At 71.7% G+C, this 16,653-nt stretch carries 16 protein-coding genes; 10 read left to right on the forward strand and 6 right to left on the reverse strand.

Annotated features, from left to right (window positions below):
* Positions 1–38: 38 nt before the first annotated feature.
* From ACQPZX_RS01095 to ACQPZX_RS01105, 3 genes are all read right to left on the reverse strand, one after another.
* Positions 39–272, reverse strand: a complete 234-nt coding sequence (locus tag ACQPZX_RS01095; RefSeq protein ID WP_396033493.1) for a hypothetical protein — start codon at positions 270–272, stop codon at positions 39–41.
* A 53-nt stretch (positions 273–325) separates the two neighbouring features.
* Entirely contained in the window at positions 326–778 is a 453-nt protein-coding gene (gene mscL / locus ACQPZX_RS01100) for a large conductance mechanosensitive channel protein MscL (RefSeq protein ID WP_433384901.1), read from the reverse strand.
* A 116-nt stretch (positions 779–894) separates the two neighbouring features.
* Positions 895–1,248, reverse strand: a complete 354-nt coding sequence (locus tag ACQPZX_RS01105) for an STAS domain-containing protein (protein ID WP_378977500.1) — start codon at positions 1,246–1,248, stop codon at positions 895–897.
* Positions 1,249–1,407: 159 nt separating this feature from the next.
* Here ACQPZX_RS01105 and ACQPZX_RS01110 point away from each other — a divergent pair, with 159 nt between their 5' ends.
* Genes ACQPZX_RS01110 through ACQPZX_RS01150 form a run of 9 tightly spaced genes read left to right on the forward strand, consistent with a single transcriptional unit; the run spans position 1,408 to position 9,674 of the window.
* Positions 1,408–2,232, forward strand: a complete 825-nt coding sequence (locus ACQPZX_RS01110) for an STAS domain-containing protein (protein ID WP_433373068.1) — start codon at positions 1,408–1,410, stop codon at positions 2,230–2,232.
* Between the two features lies 1 nt (position 2,233).
* Positions 2,234–2,647, forward strand: coding sequence for an STAS domain-containing protein (locus ACQPZX_RS01115; protein ID WP_433373071.1), 414 nt, complete (start codon positions 2,234–2,236; stop codon positions 2,645–2,647).
* The gene (locus ACQPZX_RS01120; protein WP_433373074.1) at positions 2,644–3,045 is read left to right on the forward strand and encodes an anti-sigma regulatory factor; all 402 of its coding nucleotides are present in this window, start codon (positions 2,644–2,646) and stop codon (positions 3,043–3,045) included. Before ACQPZX_RS01115 ends, ACQPZX_RS01120 begins: the two co-directional genes overlap by 4 nt.
* Positions 3,042–4,070, forward strand: coding sequence for an ATP-binding SpoIIE family protein phosphatase (locus ACQPZX_RS01125; protein WP_433384904.1), 1,029 nt, complete (start codon positions 3,042–3,044; stop codon positions 4,068–4,070). Before ACQPZX_RS01120 ends, ACQPZX_RS01125 begins: the two co-directional genes overlap by 4 nt.
* A 20-nt stretch (positions 4,071–4,090) precedes the next feature.
* On the forward strand, positions 4,091–5,407 hold the full coding sequence (locus tag ACQPZX_RS01130) for an ATP-binding protein (protein ID WP_433384907.1): 1,317 nt from the start codon (positions 4,091–4,093) through the stop codon (positions 5,405–5,407).
* Positions 5,404–6,933, forward strand: coding sequence for a SpoIIE family protein phosphatase (locus ACQPZX_RS01135; RefSeq protein ID WP_433373077.1), 1,530 nt, complete (start codon positions 5,404–5,406; stop codon positions 6,931–6,933). Before ACQPZX_RS01130 ends, ACQPZX_RS01135 begins: the two co-directional genes overlap by 4 nt.
* Positions 6,934–6,973: 40 nt before the next feature.
* Positions 6,974–7,510 (forward strand): PadR family transcriptional regulator, encoded by a 537-nt coding sequence (locus ACQPZX_RS01140; protein ID WP_433373079.1) that lies wholly within the window; start codon positions 6,974–6,976, stop codon positions 7,508–7,510.
* Positions 7,507–8,196, forward strand: coding sequence for an ABC transporter ATP-binding protein (locus tag ACQPZX_RS01145; protein WP_433373081.1), 690 nt, complete (start codon positions 7,507–7,509; stop codon positions 8,194–8,196). Before ACQPZX_RS01140 ends, ACQPZX_RS01145 begins: the two co-directional genes overlap by 4 nt.
* On the forward strand, positions 8,193–9,674 hold the full coding sequence (locus ACQPZX_RS01150; RefSeq protein ID WP_433373084.1) for an FtsX-like permease family protein: 1,482 nt from the start codon (positions 8,193–8,195) through the stop codon (positions 9,672–9,674). Before ACQPZX_RS01145 ends, ACQPZX_RS01150 begins: the two co-directional genes overlap by 4 nt.
* Here ACQPZX_RS01150 and ACQPZX_RS01155 read toward each other — a convergent pair.
* On the reverse strand, positions 9,671–11,737 hold the full coding sequence (locus ACQPZX_RS01155; protein WP_433384910.1) for a S9 family peptidase: 2,067 nt from the start codon (positions 11,735–11,737) through the stop codon (positions 9,671–9,673). The two genes, ACQPZX_RS01150 and ACQPZX_RS01155, sit on opposite strands and share 4 nt — an antisense overlap.
* 207 nt (positions 11,738–11,944) lie before the next feature.
* On the opposite strand from ACQPZX_RS01155, the gene ACQPZX_RS01160 reads away from it, so the two are divergent.
* Positions 11,945–13,042 (forward strand): FAD-binding oxidoreductase, encoded by a 1,098-nt coding sequence (locus tag ACQPZX_RS01160; protein ID WP_433373087.1) that lies wholly within the window; start codon positions 11,945–11,947, stop codon positions 13,040–13,042.
* Between the two features lie 851 nt (positions 13,043–13,893).
* Here ACQPZX_RS01160 and ACQPZX_RS01165 read toward each other — a convergent pair.
* Positions 13,894–14,520: a dihydrofolate reductase family protein gene (locus tag ACQPZX_RS01165; RefSeq protein WP_433373090.1), complete on the reverse strand. Its 627-nt coding sequence runs from the start codon at positions 14,518–14,520 to the stop codon at positions 13,894–13,896.
* Between the two features lie 37 nt (positions 14,521–14,557).
* The gene (locus tag ACQPZX_RS01170) at positions 14,558–16,585 is read right to left on the reverse strand and encodes a SpoIIE family protein phosphatase (RefSeq protein ID WP_433373092.1); all 2,028 of its coding nucleotides are present in this window, start codon (positions 16,583–16,585) and stop codon (positions 14,558–14,560) included.
* Positions 16,586–16,653: the final 68 nt, after the last annotated feature.

Below are 16,653 nucleotides of genomic sequence, written 5' to 3' on the forward strand. Positions count from 1 at the left end.
CGCGGGAGTCGCGCCGGGAACGCCGCGCCGCGCAGGAATCAACGGGCCGGGGGCCGGACCGAGAGCTCGCGCCACTCGTCCGGCCCGGAGAGCAGCGCGCGCACGGTGTCGAGGGCGGCGTCCTCGCTGTCGCACTCGAAGAAGTGCGAGACGCCATCCGCACCGCCCGCGCGCTGCTCGACATACCACTGGTCGCCGCTCACCCGCAGGTATACGTCCTTGCGGGCGATGCGGCCCCACTTGCCGTTCCACCAGTGCTTACGCTGCTCCATCCGGCTACTGTATAGAACATCTGTTCGAATCGTACCCGGTCTGGTTGATCTTTTTAGCGCGGCGGGTCCTGGCGGCGGTTGAGGATGTCGTTCACGGCGCTGCCCTGGGCGCCCGAGGCGGTGGCGTTCTGCGCCAGCAGGTCGCGGATCTGGGTCAGCAGCAGGATGTCCTCGCTCGGGGTCTTCGGCGGCGGCTCCTCGCCGCGCCGGCGGCGCTCGGCCAGCATGTTGAGCGGCATGACGACCAGGAAGTAGAGAACGGCCGCGGTGATCAGGAAGGTGATGATCGCGTTGAGGAAGGTGGCGTAGTCGAAGACGACGCCCTTGCGCGCCTCCCAGGTGCCGGCGCCGATGCCCTCACCACCGCCGAGCAGCTGGATCAGCGGCTTGACGAAGCCGTTGGTGAACGCGGTGACGACCGCGGTGAACGCGGCGCCGATCACGATGCCGACCGCCAGGTCGACCACGTTGCCGCGCATGATGAAGTCTTTGAAGCCTTGGACCATTTTGCTCACGAGCACACTCCAGCACGCCGAGGGGGTTCGGTCGGTCCCGGCAGCAGGTGCCCGCCACCGGTCGGCGACAAACTACGCCGACCGGGCGAATACAGAAAGCGCCGAGCTCAGTCGAGCGCGGGCTCCTGAGCGGCCACCGCCTCGTCGACCGAGGGATAGGTGCGCAGCACCTCGACCAGGCCGCTCACCTCGAGAATGCGCAGCACCCCGCGCTGCGGCGCGGCGAGCCGGACGGTGCCGCCCGCGTCGTCGGTGCTGTTTTTCGCCCGGACGAAGACCGACAGGCCGGTGGAGTCGCAGAACGAGACCTCGGCCAGGTCGAAGACCAGGCGGGTGCGCCCCTTCTCGAGCAGGTCGCTGATCTGGTCCTGCAGCTGGGGCGCGGTGGCCATGTCGAGCTCGCCCGCCACCGACACGACGACCATGTCGGCGCGCTGTTCCGTTTGTACCGTCAGGGACATTCAGGACCTCCAGGTATGTGCTGAACGGTACTCCAGGTCATGTCTGATCGGCAGGACGGGGCACGCGGTTTGTGACCTTGCGGCTTTAGTTGGCTGACGGCAACTATTGCATCCGCCGATGGTAAAGTCCGCGCCGTCGCGCGTAAGAGGGAGGCAGCGGTGTCGCTGAGTCCGGAAGAGGCGAGCCGTTTCGCCGTTCTGCTCGAGGAAAGCCGGGAGGCGCTGGTCGGCGCCTGGACGGATCAGGTCGCCCAGACCCTGCGGGGCCGGTTGAGCCGCGCCGAGCTGGAGCGGCAGACGGCGGACCTGAGCAAGGGTTTCCAGCTGGCGTTCGCCGGCGGGGCCACCGATCTCACCCGGGAGGCGGCCGCCGAGCTGCGCGCCCAGCTGAGCGAGCTGTCCACCCATCGGGCCCGGCAGGGCTTCAGCGCCACCGAGACGGCGGTCAGCGTCTTCGCCTTCAAGCAGGCGCTGCTCGGGGTCATGGACGGCTCCGACACGAACAACCTGCGCGACTACGTGGCCGTCTCGGCGTTCGTCGACGACGCCGCGCTGTTCACCTTCGACAGCTACGTGCGCGTGCGCGAGGGGCTCATCGCCGACCAGGCCGAGCAGCTGCTCGAGCTCTCCACCCCGGTGGTCAAGCTGTGGGAGGGCGTGGTCGCGGTCCCGCTGGTCGGCACGCTCGACTCGGCCCGCGCCCAGGTGGTGATGGAGCGGCTGCTGCAGACGCTGGTGGACACCGGCTCGCCGTACGCGATCATCGATATCACCGGCGTGCCGGCCGTCGACACCCAGGTGGCGCAGCACATCCTCAAGACCGTGGTGGCCGCCCGGCTGATGGGCGCCGACTGCATCATCTCCGGCATCCGGCCGCAGATCGCCCAGACGATCGTGGCGCTCGGCATCGAGTTCGGCGACATCGCGACCAAGGCGTCGCTCGCCGACGCGCTCCGTTTCGTCCTCAAACAAACGGGTCGCTGACGTGGAGCGCGTTCCGGTCCTCAAGATCGGCGACATCCTGCTGGTCTCCATCCAGATCGACATGGAGGACCAGGTCGCCCTGCAGCTGCAGGAGGACCTCGCCGAGCGGATCGTGGCGACCGGCTGTCACGGCGTGATCATCGACATCAGCGCGCTCGACATCGTCGACTCGTTCGTCGGCCGTACGCTCGCCACCATCGCCTCGATCTCCCGGGTGCTCGACGCCGAGACCGTGGTGGTCGGCATGCGCCCGGCCGTCGCCATCACGCTGGTCGAGCTGGGCCTGTCGCTGCCGGGCATCCGCACCGCGCTCAACGTCGAGCTCGGCATGGCGCTGCTGGCCCGCGACCGGGCCGGCGACGACGAGCCCGTCGTGGAATCCGAGGCGGAACCCGAAGAGGTACCCGAGCCGTGAGCAACGGCGAGCGGATCCTGGTCGGATCCGACCAGGATGTCGTCCGGGTACGCCAGCTGGTGCGGACCGTCGCGGTGGCGGTCAAGCTGTCGCTGGTCGACCAGACCAAGCTGGTCACCGCGGCGAGCGAGCTGGCGCGCAACACCCTCGTCTACGGCGGGGGCGGCACGGTCGAGGTCGCCCGGGTCGACAACGGCCGCCGGCAGGGCATCCAGATCGTCTTCGCCGACGAGGGTCCGGGCATCGTCGACCTCGACCTGGCCCTCACCGACGGCTACACCACCGGAAACGGCCTGGGGCTAGGGTTGAGCGGCGCCCGGCGGCTCGTCGACGAGTTCGTCATCGACACCGCGGTCGGACGGGGAACAACAATTACCGTCACCAAGTGGTGCCGATGATCGGAGACACCGTGGCGTCGCTCCCCGAGGACCTGCTGAACGGGGGCGCCTGGTTCCGGGTGGAGGCCGCGGCGAACGCGTCCGCCGTCCGCCGCGCGGCCGAGCGGCTGGCCGGCCAGCTGGGCCTGTCCGAGCAGCGGACGGCCGACCTCTCCATCGTGGCCGCCGAGACGGCCGGCAACCTGGTGAAGCACGCCGACCAGGGCACGCTGCTGGTTCGCGCGGTCCGCGACGAGCAGCAGGCCGGCGTCGAGATCATCGCGATCGACCACGGGCCGGGGATGGCCGACCTGGCGCATTCGGTCGGCGACGGGCACTCGACGGCGGGCACCCTCGGCATCGGGCTGGGCGCGATCGTTCGCCAGGCCTCGTGGAGCGATCTGCACTCCGTACCCGGCAAAGGGACCGTGCTTGTCGCCCAGGTCTGGCCCTCCGACCCGCCGCCACCCGCCTGGGCCGCGGGGTTGACCCGCCCGCTCACCGGCGAGCCGGTGAGCGGCGACGCCTTCGCCGTCCGCGACGTGGACGGCCGGCGCCAGGTGCTGATGTGCGACGGGCTGGGACACGGCAGTCTCGCCGCGGCGGCCGCCCACGAGGCGGTCCACGCGTTCGTCAGCGCGCCGTCGCAACCGCCCGCCGCCCTGGTCGACACCCTGCACCGCCGCCTCAACCACACCCGCGGCGCCGCCCTGGCCGTGGCCGAGCTCGACGCGGAGGCCGGCCTGGTCCGCTATGCGGGCCTCGGCAACATCTCCGGCACGGTGATCGGCCCGAGCGGCCGGCGCGGCATGATCTCGCTGCCGGGCATCGCCGGTCACCAGCGCCGCCAGATCCGGCAGTACGACTACCCGATCGAGCCCGGCGCGGTCGTGCTGATGCACAGCGACGGCGTTGTCGACCGCTTCGACATGGCCGACTATCCGGGCCTGCTCACCCATTCGCCGGCGGTGATCGCGGCGACCGTGCTGCGCGACGCCGGTGTCCGCCGTGACGACGCCGGCGTGCTGGTGGCTCGGCTGCCATGACGCGGGAGCCGCTCATGCGCATGCGCCTGCGGGTGGAGCAGGACGTGTTCGTGGCGCGCCACCTCGGCCGCGAGGTGGCCCGCGCGGTCGGTATGGAGCAGCAGGACCAGACCCGGCTGGCCACCGCGCTGAGCGAGGTGGGCCGGGTCATGCTCGCCCTCGGCGAGGACGCCGACGTGGCGTTCGTCATGGAGCTGAACGGGGTACCAACGTTACGGGTGGCGGTGGAGAACCCGTCGCCCGGCGGCGCCGCCGAGGTCGGCCCGCAGATCGCGCAGGTCGGCCGCCTGGTCGACACGTTGGAGGTCGGCGATGGCGAAACCGGTACGGTGGTCTCGATGGCCCGACGGTTGCCGGCGAGCGCGCCGAGGCTGACCCCGGAACGCATGGACGAGATCCGCACCGGGCTGGCCGAGCATGTTCCCGGCACCCCGCTCGACGAGCTGAGCGATCAGAATCAGCAGCTCATCGCCGCCCTCGACGAGGTGCGCGCACAGCGCGACGACCTGGCCCGGCTCAACGCCGAGCTGGAAGAGACCAACCGCGGCGTGATGGCGCTCTACAACCAGCTCTCCGAGGAGCTGGAGGAGACGAATCGCGGCGTCGTGGCTCTCTACGCCGAGCTGGACGACAAGTCGGAGCAGTTGCGCGAGGCGAGCGAGGCCAAGAGCCGGTTCCTGGCGAACGTGAGCCACGAGCTGCGCGCGCCGGTGACCGCCGTGATCGGGCTGAGCCGGCTGTTGCTCGATCCGGCGTCCGACCCGCTCGGCTCCGAGCAGCGCCGCCAGGTCGAGCTGATCAGCTCGTCCTCGGGTGACCTGCTCAACCTGGTCAACGACCTGCTCGACCTCGCCAAGGCGGAGGCCGGCCGGATCGAGCCGCAGTGGGCCGAGGTGGACCTGCGCGCCGTCTTCGGGCAGTTGCGCGGCACGCTGCGGCCGCTCGCGACGCGCCCCGAGGTCGACTTCGTCATCGAGGAGCCACGGGTGGCCGGCTTGCGAACCGACGAGGTGCTGATGGCCCGGGTGCTGCGCAACCTGCTGACCAACGCGATCAAGTTCACCGCGGAGGGTGAGGTCCGGCTGGCCGCCCGGGCGGTGGACGGCGATGTCGAGTTCACCGTGTCGGACACCGGCACGGGCATCCCGGCCGATCAGCAGGAGCGGATCTTCGAGGAGTTCTACCAGGTCCCCGGCAGTCAGGCGCTGATGGGCAAGGGCACCGGCCTCGGCCTGCCGTACGCCCGGCGGCTGGTCGGCATCCTCAACGGCGGCCTGCGTGTCGAGTCGGTGCCCGGGGAGGGCAGCACCTTCACCGTACGGTTGCCGGTGTCATGAGCCCCGCCACCGTCCTCGTCGTCGACGACAGCGCCACCAAGCGCTACCTGCTGGTCAGCTGGCTGAGCCGGGCCGGTTTCACGGTGCGCCAGGCGGAGACCGGGACCGAGGCGCTGCGCGTTCTGCCGGGCTCCGGGATCGATCTCGTCGTTCTGGACGTCAAGCTTCCCGACATGAGCGGTTTCGACGTCTGCGAGAGGATCAAGAGCGATCCCGCGTACGGGGTGCTGCCCGTCATCCACGTCTCCGCCCACGCCGTGGACGTCAGCGACCGCACCCAGGGACTGAACCGCGGCGCCGACGCCTACCTGGTCGAGCCGATCGAGCCCGACGAGCTGATCGCCACCTGTCAGTCGGTGCTGCGGTACTACTCGGCCCGGCGCCGCGCCGAGCAGCTGGCGGCCCGGATGGTCCGGCTCGCCGAGGCCACGCTCGCGATCAACCTGGCGTCCACCCTGCCCGCCCTGCTCGAGGCGGCGGCGGCCGGCGCGTACGACATCTTCGGTGGCCCGGTCGTGGTGCTGGCCGAGACCGTCGACGGCGACAGCCTGGCCGCGGTCGGCTCGCCGCCGGTGGTCCGGCCCTGGTCGCTGGCCGAGCGCAACGTGGCGGTCGGCTCGCTGGTGCGCACCGACCAGCCCGCCGACTGGGACGTGGTCGAGTGGCCGGAGGGCGAGTCGGTGGCGGTGGCCGCGGCCCGCCTGCGCATCGATCGGCCGGCGGTCTACGTGGCGGTGCCGATGAGCTCGCAGACGCCCGGTTTCCCGGTGCTGCGCCAGCTCTCGCAGGCGGTGGCGGCCGCGGTCGAGGCGCAGCGGTCGTACGACGAGGAACACCGGATCGCCGTGACGCTCCAGCGCAGCCTGCTTCAGTCGCGGCTGCCCGGGGTGGCCGGCGTCGAGATGGCCGTGCGGTACATGCCGGCCGGCTCGCAGACCGAGGTGGGCGGCGACTTCTACGAGGTGGCCATGATCGGCGGCCGCCTGCTGGTGGCGATCGGCGACGTGGCCGGCCACTCGCTGCACGCGGCCACGGTGATGGCCGAGGTGCGGCACGCGGTCCGGGCGTACGCGGTCGAGGGCCACCCGCCGGGCGCGGTGCTCGACCTGGTCAACCGCTTCATGCGAACGGTGCTGCCGGCCGACTCGGCGACGGTCTGCCTGCTCACGCTCGACCCGGCGACCGGCGAGGTGCGGATGGCCGGCGCGGGGCACCTGCCGCCGCTGCTGCACACCGCGGGCGAGGTGACGTACCTGCAGCCGGGCGGCACGCTGCTGGGCATCAACGCGCCGCGCCCCGACGACCTGACGTTCGTGCTGCCGCCCGGCGGCACGCTGGTGCTCTACACCGACGGCCTGGTGGAGCGCCGCGACGAGGACATCGACGTGGGCCTGGCGGCATTGCGCCGGGTCGCCGGCGACGTCGACCCCGATCTCGAGGACTTCTGCGACCGGCTGTTGTTGCAGCTAGGGGCGGCCGGACAGGCCGATGACGACGTCGCGGTAGTGGCCCTGCGCCGCGGTTGAGAGTTGACGACAGCTATTCACTCATTGAATAGTAGTCGCCATGTCCACCGCCCATGTCCTCCTCGGGCTGCTCGCCGGCGGCCCGCGGCACGGGTACGACCTCAAGCGCGCCCACGACGAGCGGCTCCCGCAGGCGAAGCCGCTCGCGTTCGGCCAGGTCTACGCGACCCTCGGCCGGCTCGAGCGGGACGGCTACGTCGCCGAGGCCGGCCAGGACCGTGAGGGCGGCCCCGACCGTACGTCGTACCAGCTGACCGACGAGGGCCGCCGCCATCTCGACACGTGGCTGTCCGCGGTGGAACCGCCCGCGCCGTACGTGACGAGTGAGCTCTTCAGCAAGGTGGTGGTCGCGCTGCTCGCCGCCGACGCCGAACGGGCCCGCGACTACCTGGTCGCCCAGCGGGCCGCCCACATGAGCCGCATGCGCGAGCTCACCACCGCGAAGTCCGTGCCCGGGGCGGGCGTCGGCGATGTCGTCGCCGCCGACTACGCCATCGGGCACCTGGAGGCCGACCTGCGCTGGCTGCGGACCACGCTCAGCCGAGTCGCCGCGATGCAGAAGGAAGTGACCTCTTGAGCGCACTACTGAGCGGCACCGGACTTGTTCGCGGCTACGGCTCCACTCCCGCCCTGCGCGGCATCGACATCGCCGTCGAGGAGGGCGAGATCGTCGCGGTGACCGGGCCCAGCGGCTGCGGGAAGTCGACGCTGCTGCACTGCCTGGCCGGGATCCTGCGGGCCGACGCCGGCACGGTCACCTACCGCGACCACGACATCGGACTGTGGTCCGAGGCGGCGCGGTCCCGGCTGCGGCGCACCGAGTTCGGGGTGCTGTTCCAGTTCGGGCAGCTGGTGCCCGAGCTCACCGCGGTGGAGAACGTCGCCCTGCCGCTGCTTCTCGCCGGCACGGGGCGGCGGGAGGCGCGGCAGGTCGCGTTCGAGTGGCTCGAGCGGCTCGGCGTGGCCGACCTCGCCGAGCAGCGGCCCGGGACGATGTCCGGCGGCCAGCAGCAGCGCTGCGCCACCGCGCGGGCGCTGGTCACCGGGCCGCGGGTGCTGTTCGCCGACGAGCCGACCGGCGCGCTCGACGTGCTCACCGGCGAGCAGGTGCTCGGCGAGATCGTGCGGGTGGCCCGCGACCAGGGCACGGCAGTCGTGCTGGTCACGCACGAGGCCACCGTCGCCGCGTACGCGGACCGCGAGGTGGCCCTGCGCGACGGCGTCCTCGACCCCACCGGGCTGGGCCTGGGCGTGATCCGGTGAGACCGTCGACGCTGGCCCAGCTCGCGGTGGCCGGCAACCGCACCGACGTGCTGCGGACCGTGCTCACCGCGCTGAGCGCCCTGCTCGCGACCGTCGCGATGCTCTGCGCGGCCACCGTCCTGTCGATTCACGGCTGGGCCGACCGGTACACGAACGAGCTGCTCGTCGAGCCCGGCCTGCGGCCCGGGGTGGCCGCGACGCTGGTGCTGGTCTCGTTCCCGGTGCTGGCGCTGGCCGGGCAGTGCATCCGGCTCGGCGCGCCGGCCCGCGACCGGCGGCTCGCCGCGATCCGGCTGGCCGGGGCCACGCCGCGGGAGGCGATGCTGATCGCCACCGCCGAGACGGCCGTCGCGGGCCTGCTCGGCTCGCTGACCGGCCTGGCGGCGTACCTGGTGGCCCGTTCGATCGTCGAGGGACGAGGGGGACCGCGCGTCCTTCCCGCCGACGTGCTGCCGCCGGCGCCGGTCATCGTGCTGCTGGTGCTGCTCGTCCCGCTGCTGGCCGCGTCGATCGGCGCCCTGCTGATGCGCCGGGTCATCGTGACGCCCCTCGGCGTGGTGCGCCGCGTGCGCACGCGCGGCCCCCGCCCCTGGCCCGGCCTGATGATCGTGGCCGGGATCGTGATCTTCGGTCTGCCGCTGCAGTTCGGCGAGCAGATCAAGGTCTCGAAGAACCTCTTGTACGTCTTCCTCGCCGCCGGGCTGCTGCTGACCATGGCGGGCGTCGTGCTCGGCGTTGGCTGGATCTCGCACACCGCCGGCCGGCTGCTGCGCCGGTACGGCCGGGGACCGGCCACCCTGCTCGCCGGCCAGCGCCTCATCACCGACCCGTGGAACGGCAGCCGGACCATGGCCGCGCTGCTGGTCGCGGTGATCGCGGGGGCGGTGGCGCTGGGCTACAAGGCCCTGCTGGCCACGACCTTCCACTACTACGACCTGTACAACCGGATGATGGCCTTCACGGACGGCGGGATCGGCTCGCCGTCTTCGCCGGAGTTCTACTTCGGGGCGATCCGGCTGGTCATGGTGGCGGTCGGCTTGAGCGCGGCGGTGGCGGCGGCCGGACTGCTCGTGGCGCTGGCCGAGAGCATCGTGGCGCGCCGGCGGACGTACGCGTCAATGACCGCGACCGGCGTCCCCCGCCGCACCCTGTCCGCGGCGATCTTGTGGCAGACGCTGACGCCGTTGATCCCGGCCCTGCTGCTGGCGCTCGCCGCCGGCGACGCCCTGGTCCGCCTCATCCGGACCGACTTCAACCTGGGCCGGGAGTACGCGAACTGCCTGGCCGACCCGCCGGTCGAGGGTCACTGCGTGGCGCCCGCCGTCGTGCAGGCGCCGACCGTGCTGCACGTGCCGATCCCGTGGGGCGACCTGGGGATGCTCGGCGCGGGCGCGCTGCTGGCGGTGCTCGTCGCGGTCGGCGCCGGAACGCTGGTGTTGCGCTCCAGCACCGACCTCGAGGAGCTGCGGATCGGTTAGACGGCCTTCATGACGTCGAGGGCCCACGCGACGACGAAGGCCTCCTCTTTCCAGGAGTCGTACCGGCCGCTGGGGCCGCCGTGGCCGGCGCCCATCTCGGTCTTGAGGAGGTAGCTGCCGTCGGGGGCGGTGGACCGCAGCCGGGCGACCCACTTGGCCGGCTCGTGGTAGAGCACCCGGGTGTCGTTGAGGCTGGTCACCGCGAGGATCTTGGGATAGGTCAGCTTCGCGACGTTCTCGTACGGGCTGTACGACTTCATGTAGGCGTACACCTCGGCCGACTCGATCGGGTTGCCCCACTCCTCCCACTCGGTGACCGTCAGCGGCAGCGACGGGTCGAGGATCGAGGTCAGCGGGTCGACGAACGGCACCTGCGCCACGATGCCGGCGAAGTCGTCCGGGGCGAGGTTGGCGATCGCGCCCATCAGCAGGCCGCCGGCCGAGCCGCCGCGGGCCACCAGCCGGGCCGCCGACGTCCAGCCCTTGGTGACCAGGGCCTCGGCGCAGGCCACGAAGTCGGTGAAGGTGTTCTTCTTCGTCAGCATCTTGCCGTCCTCGTACCACCGGCGGCCCATCTCGCCGCCGCCGCGCACGTGCGCGATCGCGAAGACGACACCCCGGTCGAGCAGGGACAGGCGGGCAATCGAGAAGTACGGGTCGATGCTGTGCTCGTAGGAGCCGTAGCCGTACAGCATGGCCGGAGCCGAGCCGTCCCGCGCGACGCCCTTGCGCGCGACGATCGAGATCGGCACCTTGGTGCCGTCGCCGGCCCGCGCCCACTCCCGGAACTGCTCGTAGTCCTCCGGGTCGTAGCCGCCCAGCACCGGCTTCTGCTTGCGCAGCAGCATGCTGCGGGTCACCAGGTCGACGTCGAAGACCGAGTCGGGCGTGACCATCGAGGTGTAGCTGATCCGGACCGTGGTCGTGTCGTACTCGGGGTTGCCGGTCAGGCCCACGCTGTACAGCGGCTCGGGGAACGGCATGTCGTACGAGTCGGTGCTGCCGTCGCCGATCACCCGCAGCCCGGTCAGCCCGTCACGGCGCTGCGAGATGACGATGTGCCGGGAGAACGCGTCGACCGCCTCGAGACGGGTGCCCGGCTCGTGCGCGATCATCTCCACCCACTCGCCCGGGTGGTCGGCCGATGTGGACGCCAGCGCGAAATCCTCGGCGTTCTTGTTGTGCAGGATCAGGAAGCGGTGGCCGTGGTGCTCGATCGAATACTCCACGCCCTGCTCGCGCGGCGCGATCACCACCGGCTCGGACTCGGGAGCCTCGGCCGCGATGACGTGCACCTCGGAGGTCAGCTTGCTCTGCGTGTCGATGACGATGAACTTCTCGCTGCGCGTGAGATCGACGCCGACCCAGAACCGCTCGTCCGCCTCCTCGAAGACGATCACGTCCTCGCTCGCCGGCTTGCCCACGGTGTGCCGCCAAACCCGGTGCGGCCGCCAGGCGTCGTCGACCGTGATGTAGAACAGCGCGCTGCCGTCACCCGACCACGCGGTGCCGTAGAACGTGTCGGGCACCTCGTCGGCCAGCACCTCGCCGGTCGTCAGGTTTTTCACCCGCAGGGTGAAGCGCTCGTCGCCGTCGAAGTCGATCGAGTAGGCCAGCCAGTTGCCGTCCGGGCTCACGTCGAACGTGCCCAGCGCGAAGAAGTCCTTTCCCTCGGCCAGCGCGTTGCCGTCGAGCAGCACCTCCTCGCCCGGCTTGTCCTCGGCCATCGGCGGGTCGACCTCGCCCGGCGCGACCGCGACCCGGCACTGGATGCCGTACTGCTTGCCCTCGACCGTGCGGGTGTAATACCAGTACCCGCCCTTGCGGCTGGGCACCGACAGGTCGGTCTCCTGGGTGCGGCCCTTGATCTCCTGGAAGACCGTGTCGCGCAGCCCGGCCAGGTGAGCGGTGGCCTTCTCGGTCCACTCGTTCTCGGCCTTCAGATAGGCGAGGGTCTCCGGATTGTCCTTCTCCGCGAGCCAGGCGTACTCGTCTGTCACGGAGTCGCCATGGAACGTGCGCACGCTCGGAACCTGGCGGACCGTGGGCGGCGTCTCGGGCATATCGGCAGTCACGGGAGTCACGTTACCGGGCATGCGGGCCACTGAGGGTTATTCAGGGCGGTGGAGGCCGAGCCGTCGACCTGCGGCTTGGTGCAACTCAAGGTTGGCCCTGAACAACCCTCATTTTTCGCCTTCTGTGGACGGCGGTCGTTCGAACACCTGTACTATATGCCAGAGTGGACGATCGATCATGACCTTGGTGGAGTGATGGCCCTTCTCGATGCGCTTGTGGACATCTGCGGCCCCGACTATGCGCGGGCCGGCCGGTCTGTGGACGTCGTGGGCGGTCACCGGGCCGGGCTGGTCGCGGTTCCCGCGACGACGCAAGCCGTCTCCGACGTTCTCCATCTGGCCGCGGCGCAGTCACTGCGGGTGGTGGCTCGCGGTTCCGGGAGCAAAATCGATTGGGGTACGCCTTCGTCAGGCGTCGACCTGATCCTCGACACGGGCCGTCTCAACGGCCTGTGGAGTCACGACGTCTCGGCCGCCACCGTCGAAGTGGCCACCGGCACGCCGGTGCGCTCGCTGCAGGCCGCCCTGGCCCTTCGCGGTCAGCGCGTGCCGGTCGACCCGCCGTCCCGCACGGCCACGCTCGGCGGCATGCTGGCCCTCAACGAGTCGGGCCCGCTGCGCTATCGATACCGTACCCCCGCCGAGCACGTCGACCGGGTCTCCTACATCGACTGGGCCGGCGACGCGGGCTATTCCGACGGCGAGGGCAACAGCCCCGGCCTCGCCGAGATCACCGGCGTGATCACCTCGGCGGTGCTGAGCCTGCAGCCGCTGCCACAGTCGCGCCGCTGGGTGGTGGCGCCCGCGTCCACCCCGCTGCAGGCGGCCAAGCTGGCCACCGAGGCCGCCCAGTTCGGGGTGAGCGCCATCGAGACCGACCTGCCCGACGACGGCGACGGCGTCGTAGCGGCCTTGTTCGAAGACACAGACCCCTACCCGTTGGCGACTTCGTGGAACGCGACAGTCTCGCCCACCGCGCCTTCGTGGTGGGGCCGATATCCGTTCACCCCCACCGACGTGGCGCTGCGCATCTCGGTAGCACCAGACGACCTTGCCGCGACGGTCTACGCCTTGGCCGACGCCGCCGGCGGCCCGGTCCCGGTGCGCGGCTCGGCCGGCTTGGGCACCGTCCACGCGGTCCTGCCCGGCACCATCCCGGCCGACCAGATAACCCGAATCCTCGACGCGGTCCGCCACGTCCTGATAGCCCGAAACGGCCACGCCAACGTCGTCACCGCGCCGATCGCCCTGGCCCGCCAGATCGAGATGGCCACCCCGCACGAGTTCTTCTAGAGCCCGCACGAGTTCTGCCAGAGGAGGCCGACCCGCACCCGTTTCTTCTAGAGGCCGCCGCGCACCCCGTTCCGCCCGGCTCCGATCCGCAGAGCGACTATCGCCATCGCCCGGAGCGGCGGGTCAGCCTGTGCGCCCACACCCTGGCGTGTGCCCGCGTCCTGAGCCCGCGCCCTGGTGCGTGCCCGCGTCCTGAGCCCGCGCCGCGTCCAGCGCCCGCACCCTGGCGTGTGCCCGCGTCCTGAGCCCGCGCCGCGTCCAGCGCCCGCAGCGTGCGTCGCGCCGAGGCGTGCGCCCGCGCCGCGCCCCGCGTGCGCCGTGCTTGGCGTGCGCCCGCGCCCTTCAGTACCGCCGCGCCGGGCGTGCACCTGCGCCCGCGTCGGCGGCTCTCGCCGGCGGCCCGCGCCTGGCGTGCGTCCCGCAGCATGCGTCGCGCCCCCAGCACGCGCCCGCCCCCCGCGCCCGCGCCCCGCGCCCCCCGCGTGCGCCGGCCGCGCTTTGCGTGCGCCGAGCCTGGCGTGCGCCGAGCCTGGCGTGCGCCGAGCCTGGCGTGCGCCGAGCCTGGCGTGCGCCGAGCCTGGCGTGCGCCGAGCCTCGCGTGCGCCCGCGTCGGCGGCTCTCGCCGATCTTGATGATCTGCGGTTAGACGCGCGCACCAACTCAACATCCTGCGGCGCTCGCGATCGACTGCCTGGGGACTTGAGTGGATATTTCCGGCATCTTCCTGGCGGTTCCTCGGCGCGCGCACCGCAGTCAGCCGTGGCTGTCGCGTGCGTCGCGACCAGTCGTGGCCGTCGCGCGCCCGGCATGGCGGCCGGGGCCAGCCGGCGCCGTTACTCCGTGGGGCCGATCTAGCGGCCGGCGGGCTCCTGGATGCGGCCGGCGGTGGCGGGGTGGCGGTCGGGGAGTGGGGGCGTGCCCACCGCGTACGTCAGATAGGCGAAGCGGCCCACCTGGGCCGTGCCCGTCAGGATCATCTCCTGGGAGCTGAGATGGCGGGGCAGCAGCGGCGCCCCCCGGCCGAGCAGGACCGGCGCGATGCCCAGGATGATCTCGTCCAGCAGGCCCCGGTCGACGAACTGGCCGACCATGTCGCCGCCGCCTACCAGCCAGACGTTCTTGCCCTTCGCGGCGACCATCATGGCCTCGTGGACGCGCTGCACGTCGCCGCTGACCATGAAGATGTTGGCGTGCGGGACGGGGGGCAGGTCGCGGTTGGTGAAGACCCAGCAGGGCACCTGGCCGTAGAGGTCGTGCCAGTTCTGCGGCTCCTCGACGACGTTGTCGTTGGCTACCACCCACTCGTACGTGTTGGCGCCCATGGCGAACGCGCCTACGCCGGCGAAGAAGCCGCCGAACGGGTTCTCGGCGCCGCCGTCGACGTCGAACAGCCATTCGAGCGAGTTGTTCTCGTCGGCGATGTAGCCGTCGATGCTCGTCGCCGTGTAGTACTGCGTCTTCGCCATGAGAATCACCATGCCACGACCATGCGGGCGAAAGGGGCGAAATCGGAGCCTAAGGGGCGTCGTTGCGGAGCACCAGGATGGCGATGTCGTCGCGGGGCTCCTCGACCGAGAAGTTGATCGTGATGGAGCGCAGGCGGGCGGCCATGACATCGGCCGGATAGCCGGCCAGCGGGCCCGCGGCGTCACGCAGGCGGCCGGTGCCGAAGAGCTCGCGGCCGCGCCGCCGCTCGGTGACCCCGTCGGTGTAGAAGATCAGCGAGTCGCCGGCGCCCAGGCGGACCTCGGTGTCGGGCGAGGCGATCGTCTCGAGCAGGCCGAGCGCCGTGCCGCCCTCGCCGACGAACGAGGTCTTGCCGTCGGCGCGCACCAGCACCGCCCGGTCGTGCCCGGCCAGGTGCAGGCAGACCACCAGGGTGCCGTCCGGCTCGCGCTGCACCGAGGCCATGGCGAGCGTGCAGTACCGGCCGCCGCCGCGCTGCACCAGCGTCTTGTTGACCCGGCAGAGGATCTCGTTCATCGGCTTGCCGTCGTCGACCAGGATCCGGATCACGTCGCGGACCAGGCCGGTCACGGTGGCCGCCTGGACGCCTTTGCCGGAGACGTCGCCGACCACGACCAGCCACCGGTCGTCGCCGGCCGGCACCACGTCGTAGAAGTCGCCGCCCACCTCGGAGCCGGTCGGCACGTACTCGGCGGCGAAGCCGACACCTTCGACATGCGGGAGCGCCGGCGGCAGCAGCGACGCCTGGAGGGTGCGGGCCACCTTGCGCCGCTCGTCGTGGATGCGCGCGTTGTCGATGGCCAGCGCGGCCCGGCGGGCCACGTCTTCGAGCACCGCGACCTCGTCGGCGTCGTGCCGGTGCTTGGCGTGCTTGCCGATCGCCAGCGTGCCGAGCCGGGTGCCGCGGGCCACCAGCGGCACCGCGAAGCCCTCGGACGGCGGGCCGAACATGACCTGGGTGCCGAGGCGGGACGCCTCCTCGAGCCGGGACAGGATCGAGTCGGGCGCGGTCTCGGCCAGCGTCTCGTGCAGCTGGGCGAGGGTGCCCTCGTCGGCGTGGGTGGCCGCGGCGAGCTGGAGCCGGCCCCACGCGTCGGTGGTGTGCACCGCGCACCACTGGCCGAGCCGGGGCACCACCAGCTGCGGGATCAGCGCCATGGTCAGGTTGACGTCGAGCGACTGGGCGAGCAGCTCGCTGGCCTCGGCCAGGAAGGTCAGCCAGGTCTGCCGCCGCAGGTCGGCGCGGCGGAGCCGGTCGTTTTCCAGGTGCAGCGAGAAGCGCTCGGCGACGATCGTGGCCAGCGGCTTGGCGTACCCGGTGGGCGCCGCGTCGAGCTCGAGCTCGCCGGAATACGGCCGGTGCACGGACAGCGGGACCCGGATGGTGTCGGCGTCCTCGCGCGGCTGCCGGCCGTGCCGGGCCAGGAGCTGACGGCCGGCGCCGTCGCCGCGGTCGAGCCGCACCACCCCGCCGGCCGCGCCGGTCAGCCGGGCCAGCCGGGAGAGCAGATCGGTGGCGAACTCGGCGAGGGCCTCGTCGGTCTGCCGCTCGGGGTTGATCTGCAGCAGCGCGGTGAGCGCGCCGACGCTGGGCGTGCCGGCCTCCAGCACGTTCGACGCGGGCACCCCGGCAGTGGTGGGTTCGGGGGAAGAACGAAGCTCCAGACGGAACCAGACGCCCTTGCCGGTGCCCTCGTGCACGGTGCCCCACCGCGACGCGAAGTGGTCGACCAGCAGCAGTCCGCGACCACGCTCGGCGACCTCGCCGATGTCGACGCTCTCGTTGCGTGGGCCGACCGCGAGCTGCTCGACCGGGCCGGGCGCGAAGTCGGTGACCGTCACGGTCAGCCCGGTCTGGTCGGCGCTGACCTCGATGTCCAGCTCGGTGTTGGCGTGCACGACCGCGTTCGTCGAGAGCTCGGTGGTCAGCAGCAGGGCTTCGTTGAGCAGCGCGTCGAGCCCGGCCTCCTCGAGGACCGAGCGGACGAGCGCGCGGGCGGCCGCGGGGGTGCGCCGATCGTTGGGCAGCCGGACCCGCCGGACGAGACCGTCCGCCGGGGTATCCGAAGCTGACACGCATGCATCCTCTCCTGTTGATGGGGGGATGTACAAAGTCCTCTCTCGCATTGACCCGGTCGGGCGAG

This window comes from Actinoplanes sp. CA-142083, assembly GCF_050942195.1.
Classification (GTDB): domain Bacteria; phylum Actinomycetota; class Actinomycetes; order Mycobacteriales; family Micromonosporaceae; genus Actinoplanes.

Excerpts from the sequence above, each read along its gene's own strand:
- mscL (WP_433384901.1), bottom strand. The coding sequence starts at position 778 with ATGGTCCAAGGCTTCAAAGACTTCATCATGCGCGGCAACGTGGTCGAC.
- ACQPZX_RS01130 (WP_433384907.1), top strand. The coding sequence starts at position 4,091 with ATGCGCCTGCGGGTGGAGCAGGACGTGTTCGTGGCGCGCCACCTCGGC.
- ACQPZX_RS01125 (WP_433384904.1), top strand. The coding sequence starts at position 3,042 with ATGATCGGAGACACCGTGGCGTCGCTCCCCGAGGACCTGCTGAACGGG.
- ACQPZX_RS01095 (WP_396033493.1), bottom strand. The coding sequence starts at position 272 with ATGGAGCAGCGTAAGCACTGGTGGAACGGCAAGTGGGGCCGCATCGCC.
- ACQPZX_RS01155 (WP_433384910.1), bottom strand. The coding sequence starts at position 11,737 with ATGCCCGAGACGCCGCCCACGGTCCGCCAGGTTCCGAGCGTGCGCACG.
- ACQPZX_RS01140 (WP_433373079.1), top strand. The coding sequence starts at position 6,974 with ATGTCCACCGCCCATGTCCTCCTCGGGCTGCTCGCCGGCGGCCCGCGG.
- ACQPZX_RS01105 (WP_378977500.1), bottom strand. The coding sequence starts at position 1,248 with ATGTCCCTGACGGTACAAACGGAACAGCGCGCCGACATGGTCGTCGTG.
- ACQPZX_RS01165 (WP_433373090.1), bottom strand. The coding sequence starts at position 14,520 with ATGGTGATTCTCATGGCGAAGACGCAGTACTACACGGCGACGAGCATC.
- ACQPZX_RS01160 (WP_433373087.1), top strand. The coding sequence starts at position 11,945 with ATGGCCCTTCTCGATGCGCTTGTGGACATCTGCGGCCCCGACTATGCG.
- ACQPZX_RS01135 (WP_433373077.1), top strand. The coding sequence starts at position 5,404 with ATGAGCCCCGCCACCGTCCTCGTCGTCGACGACAGCGCCACCAAGCGC.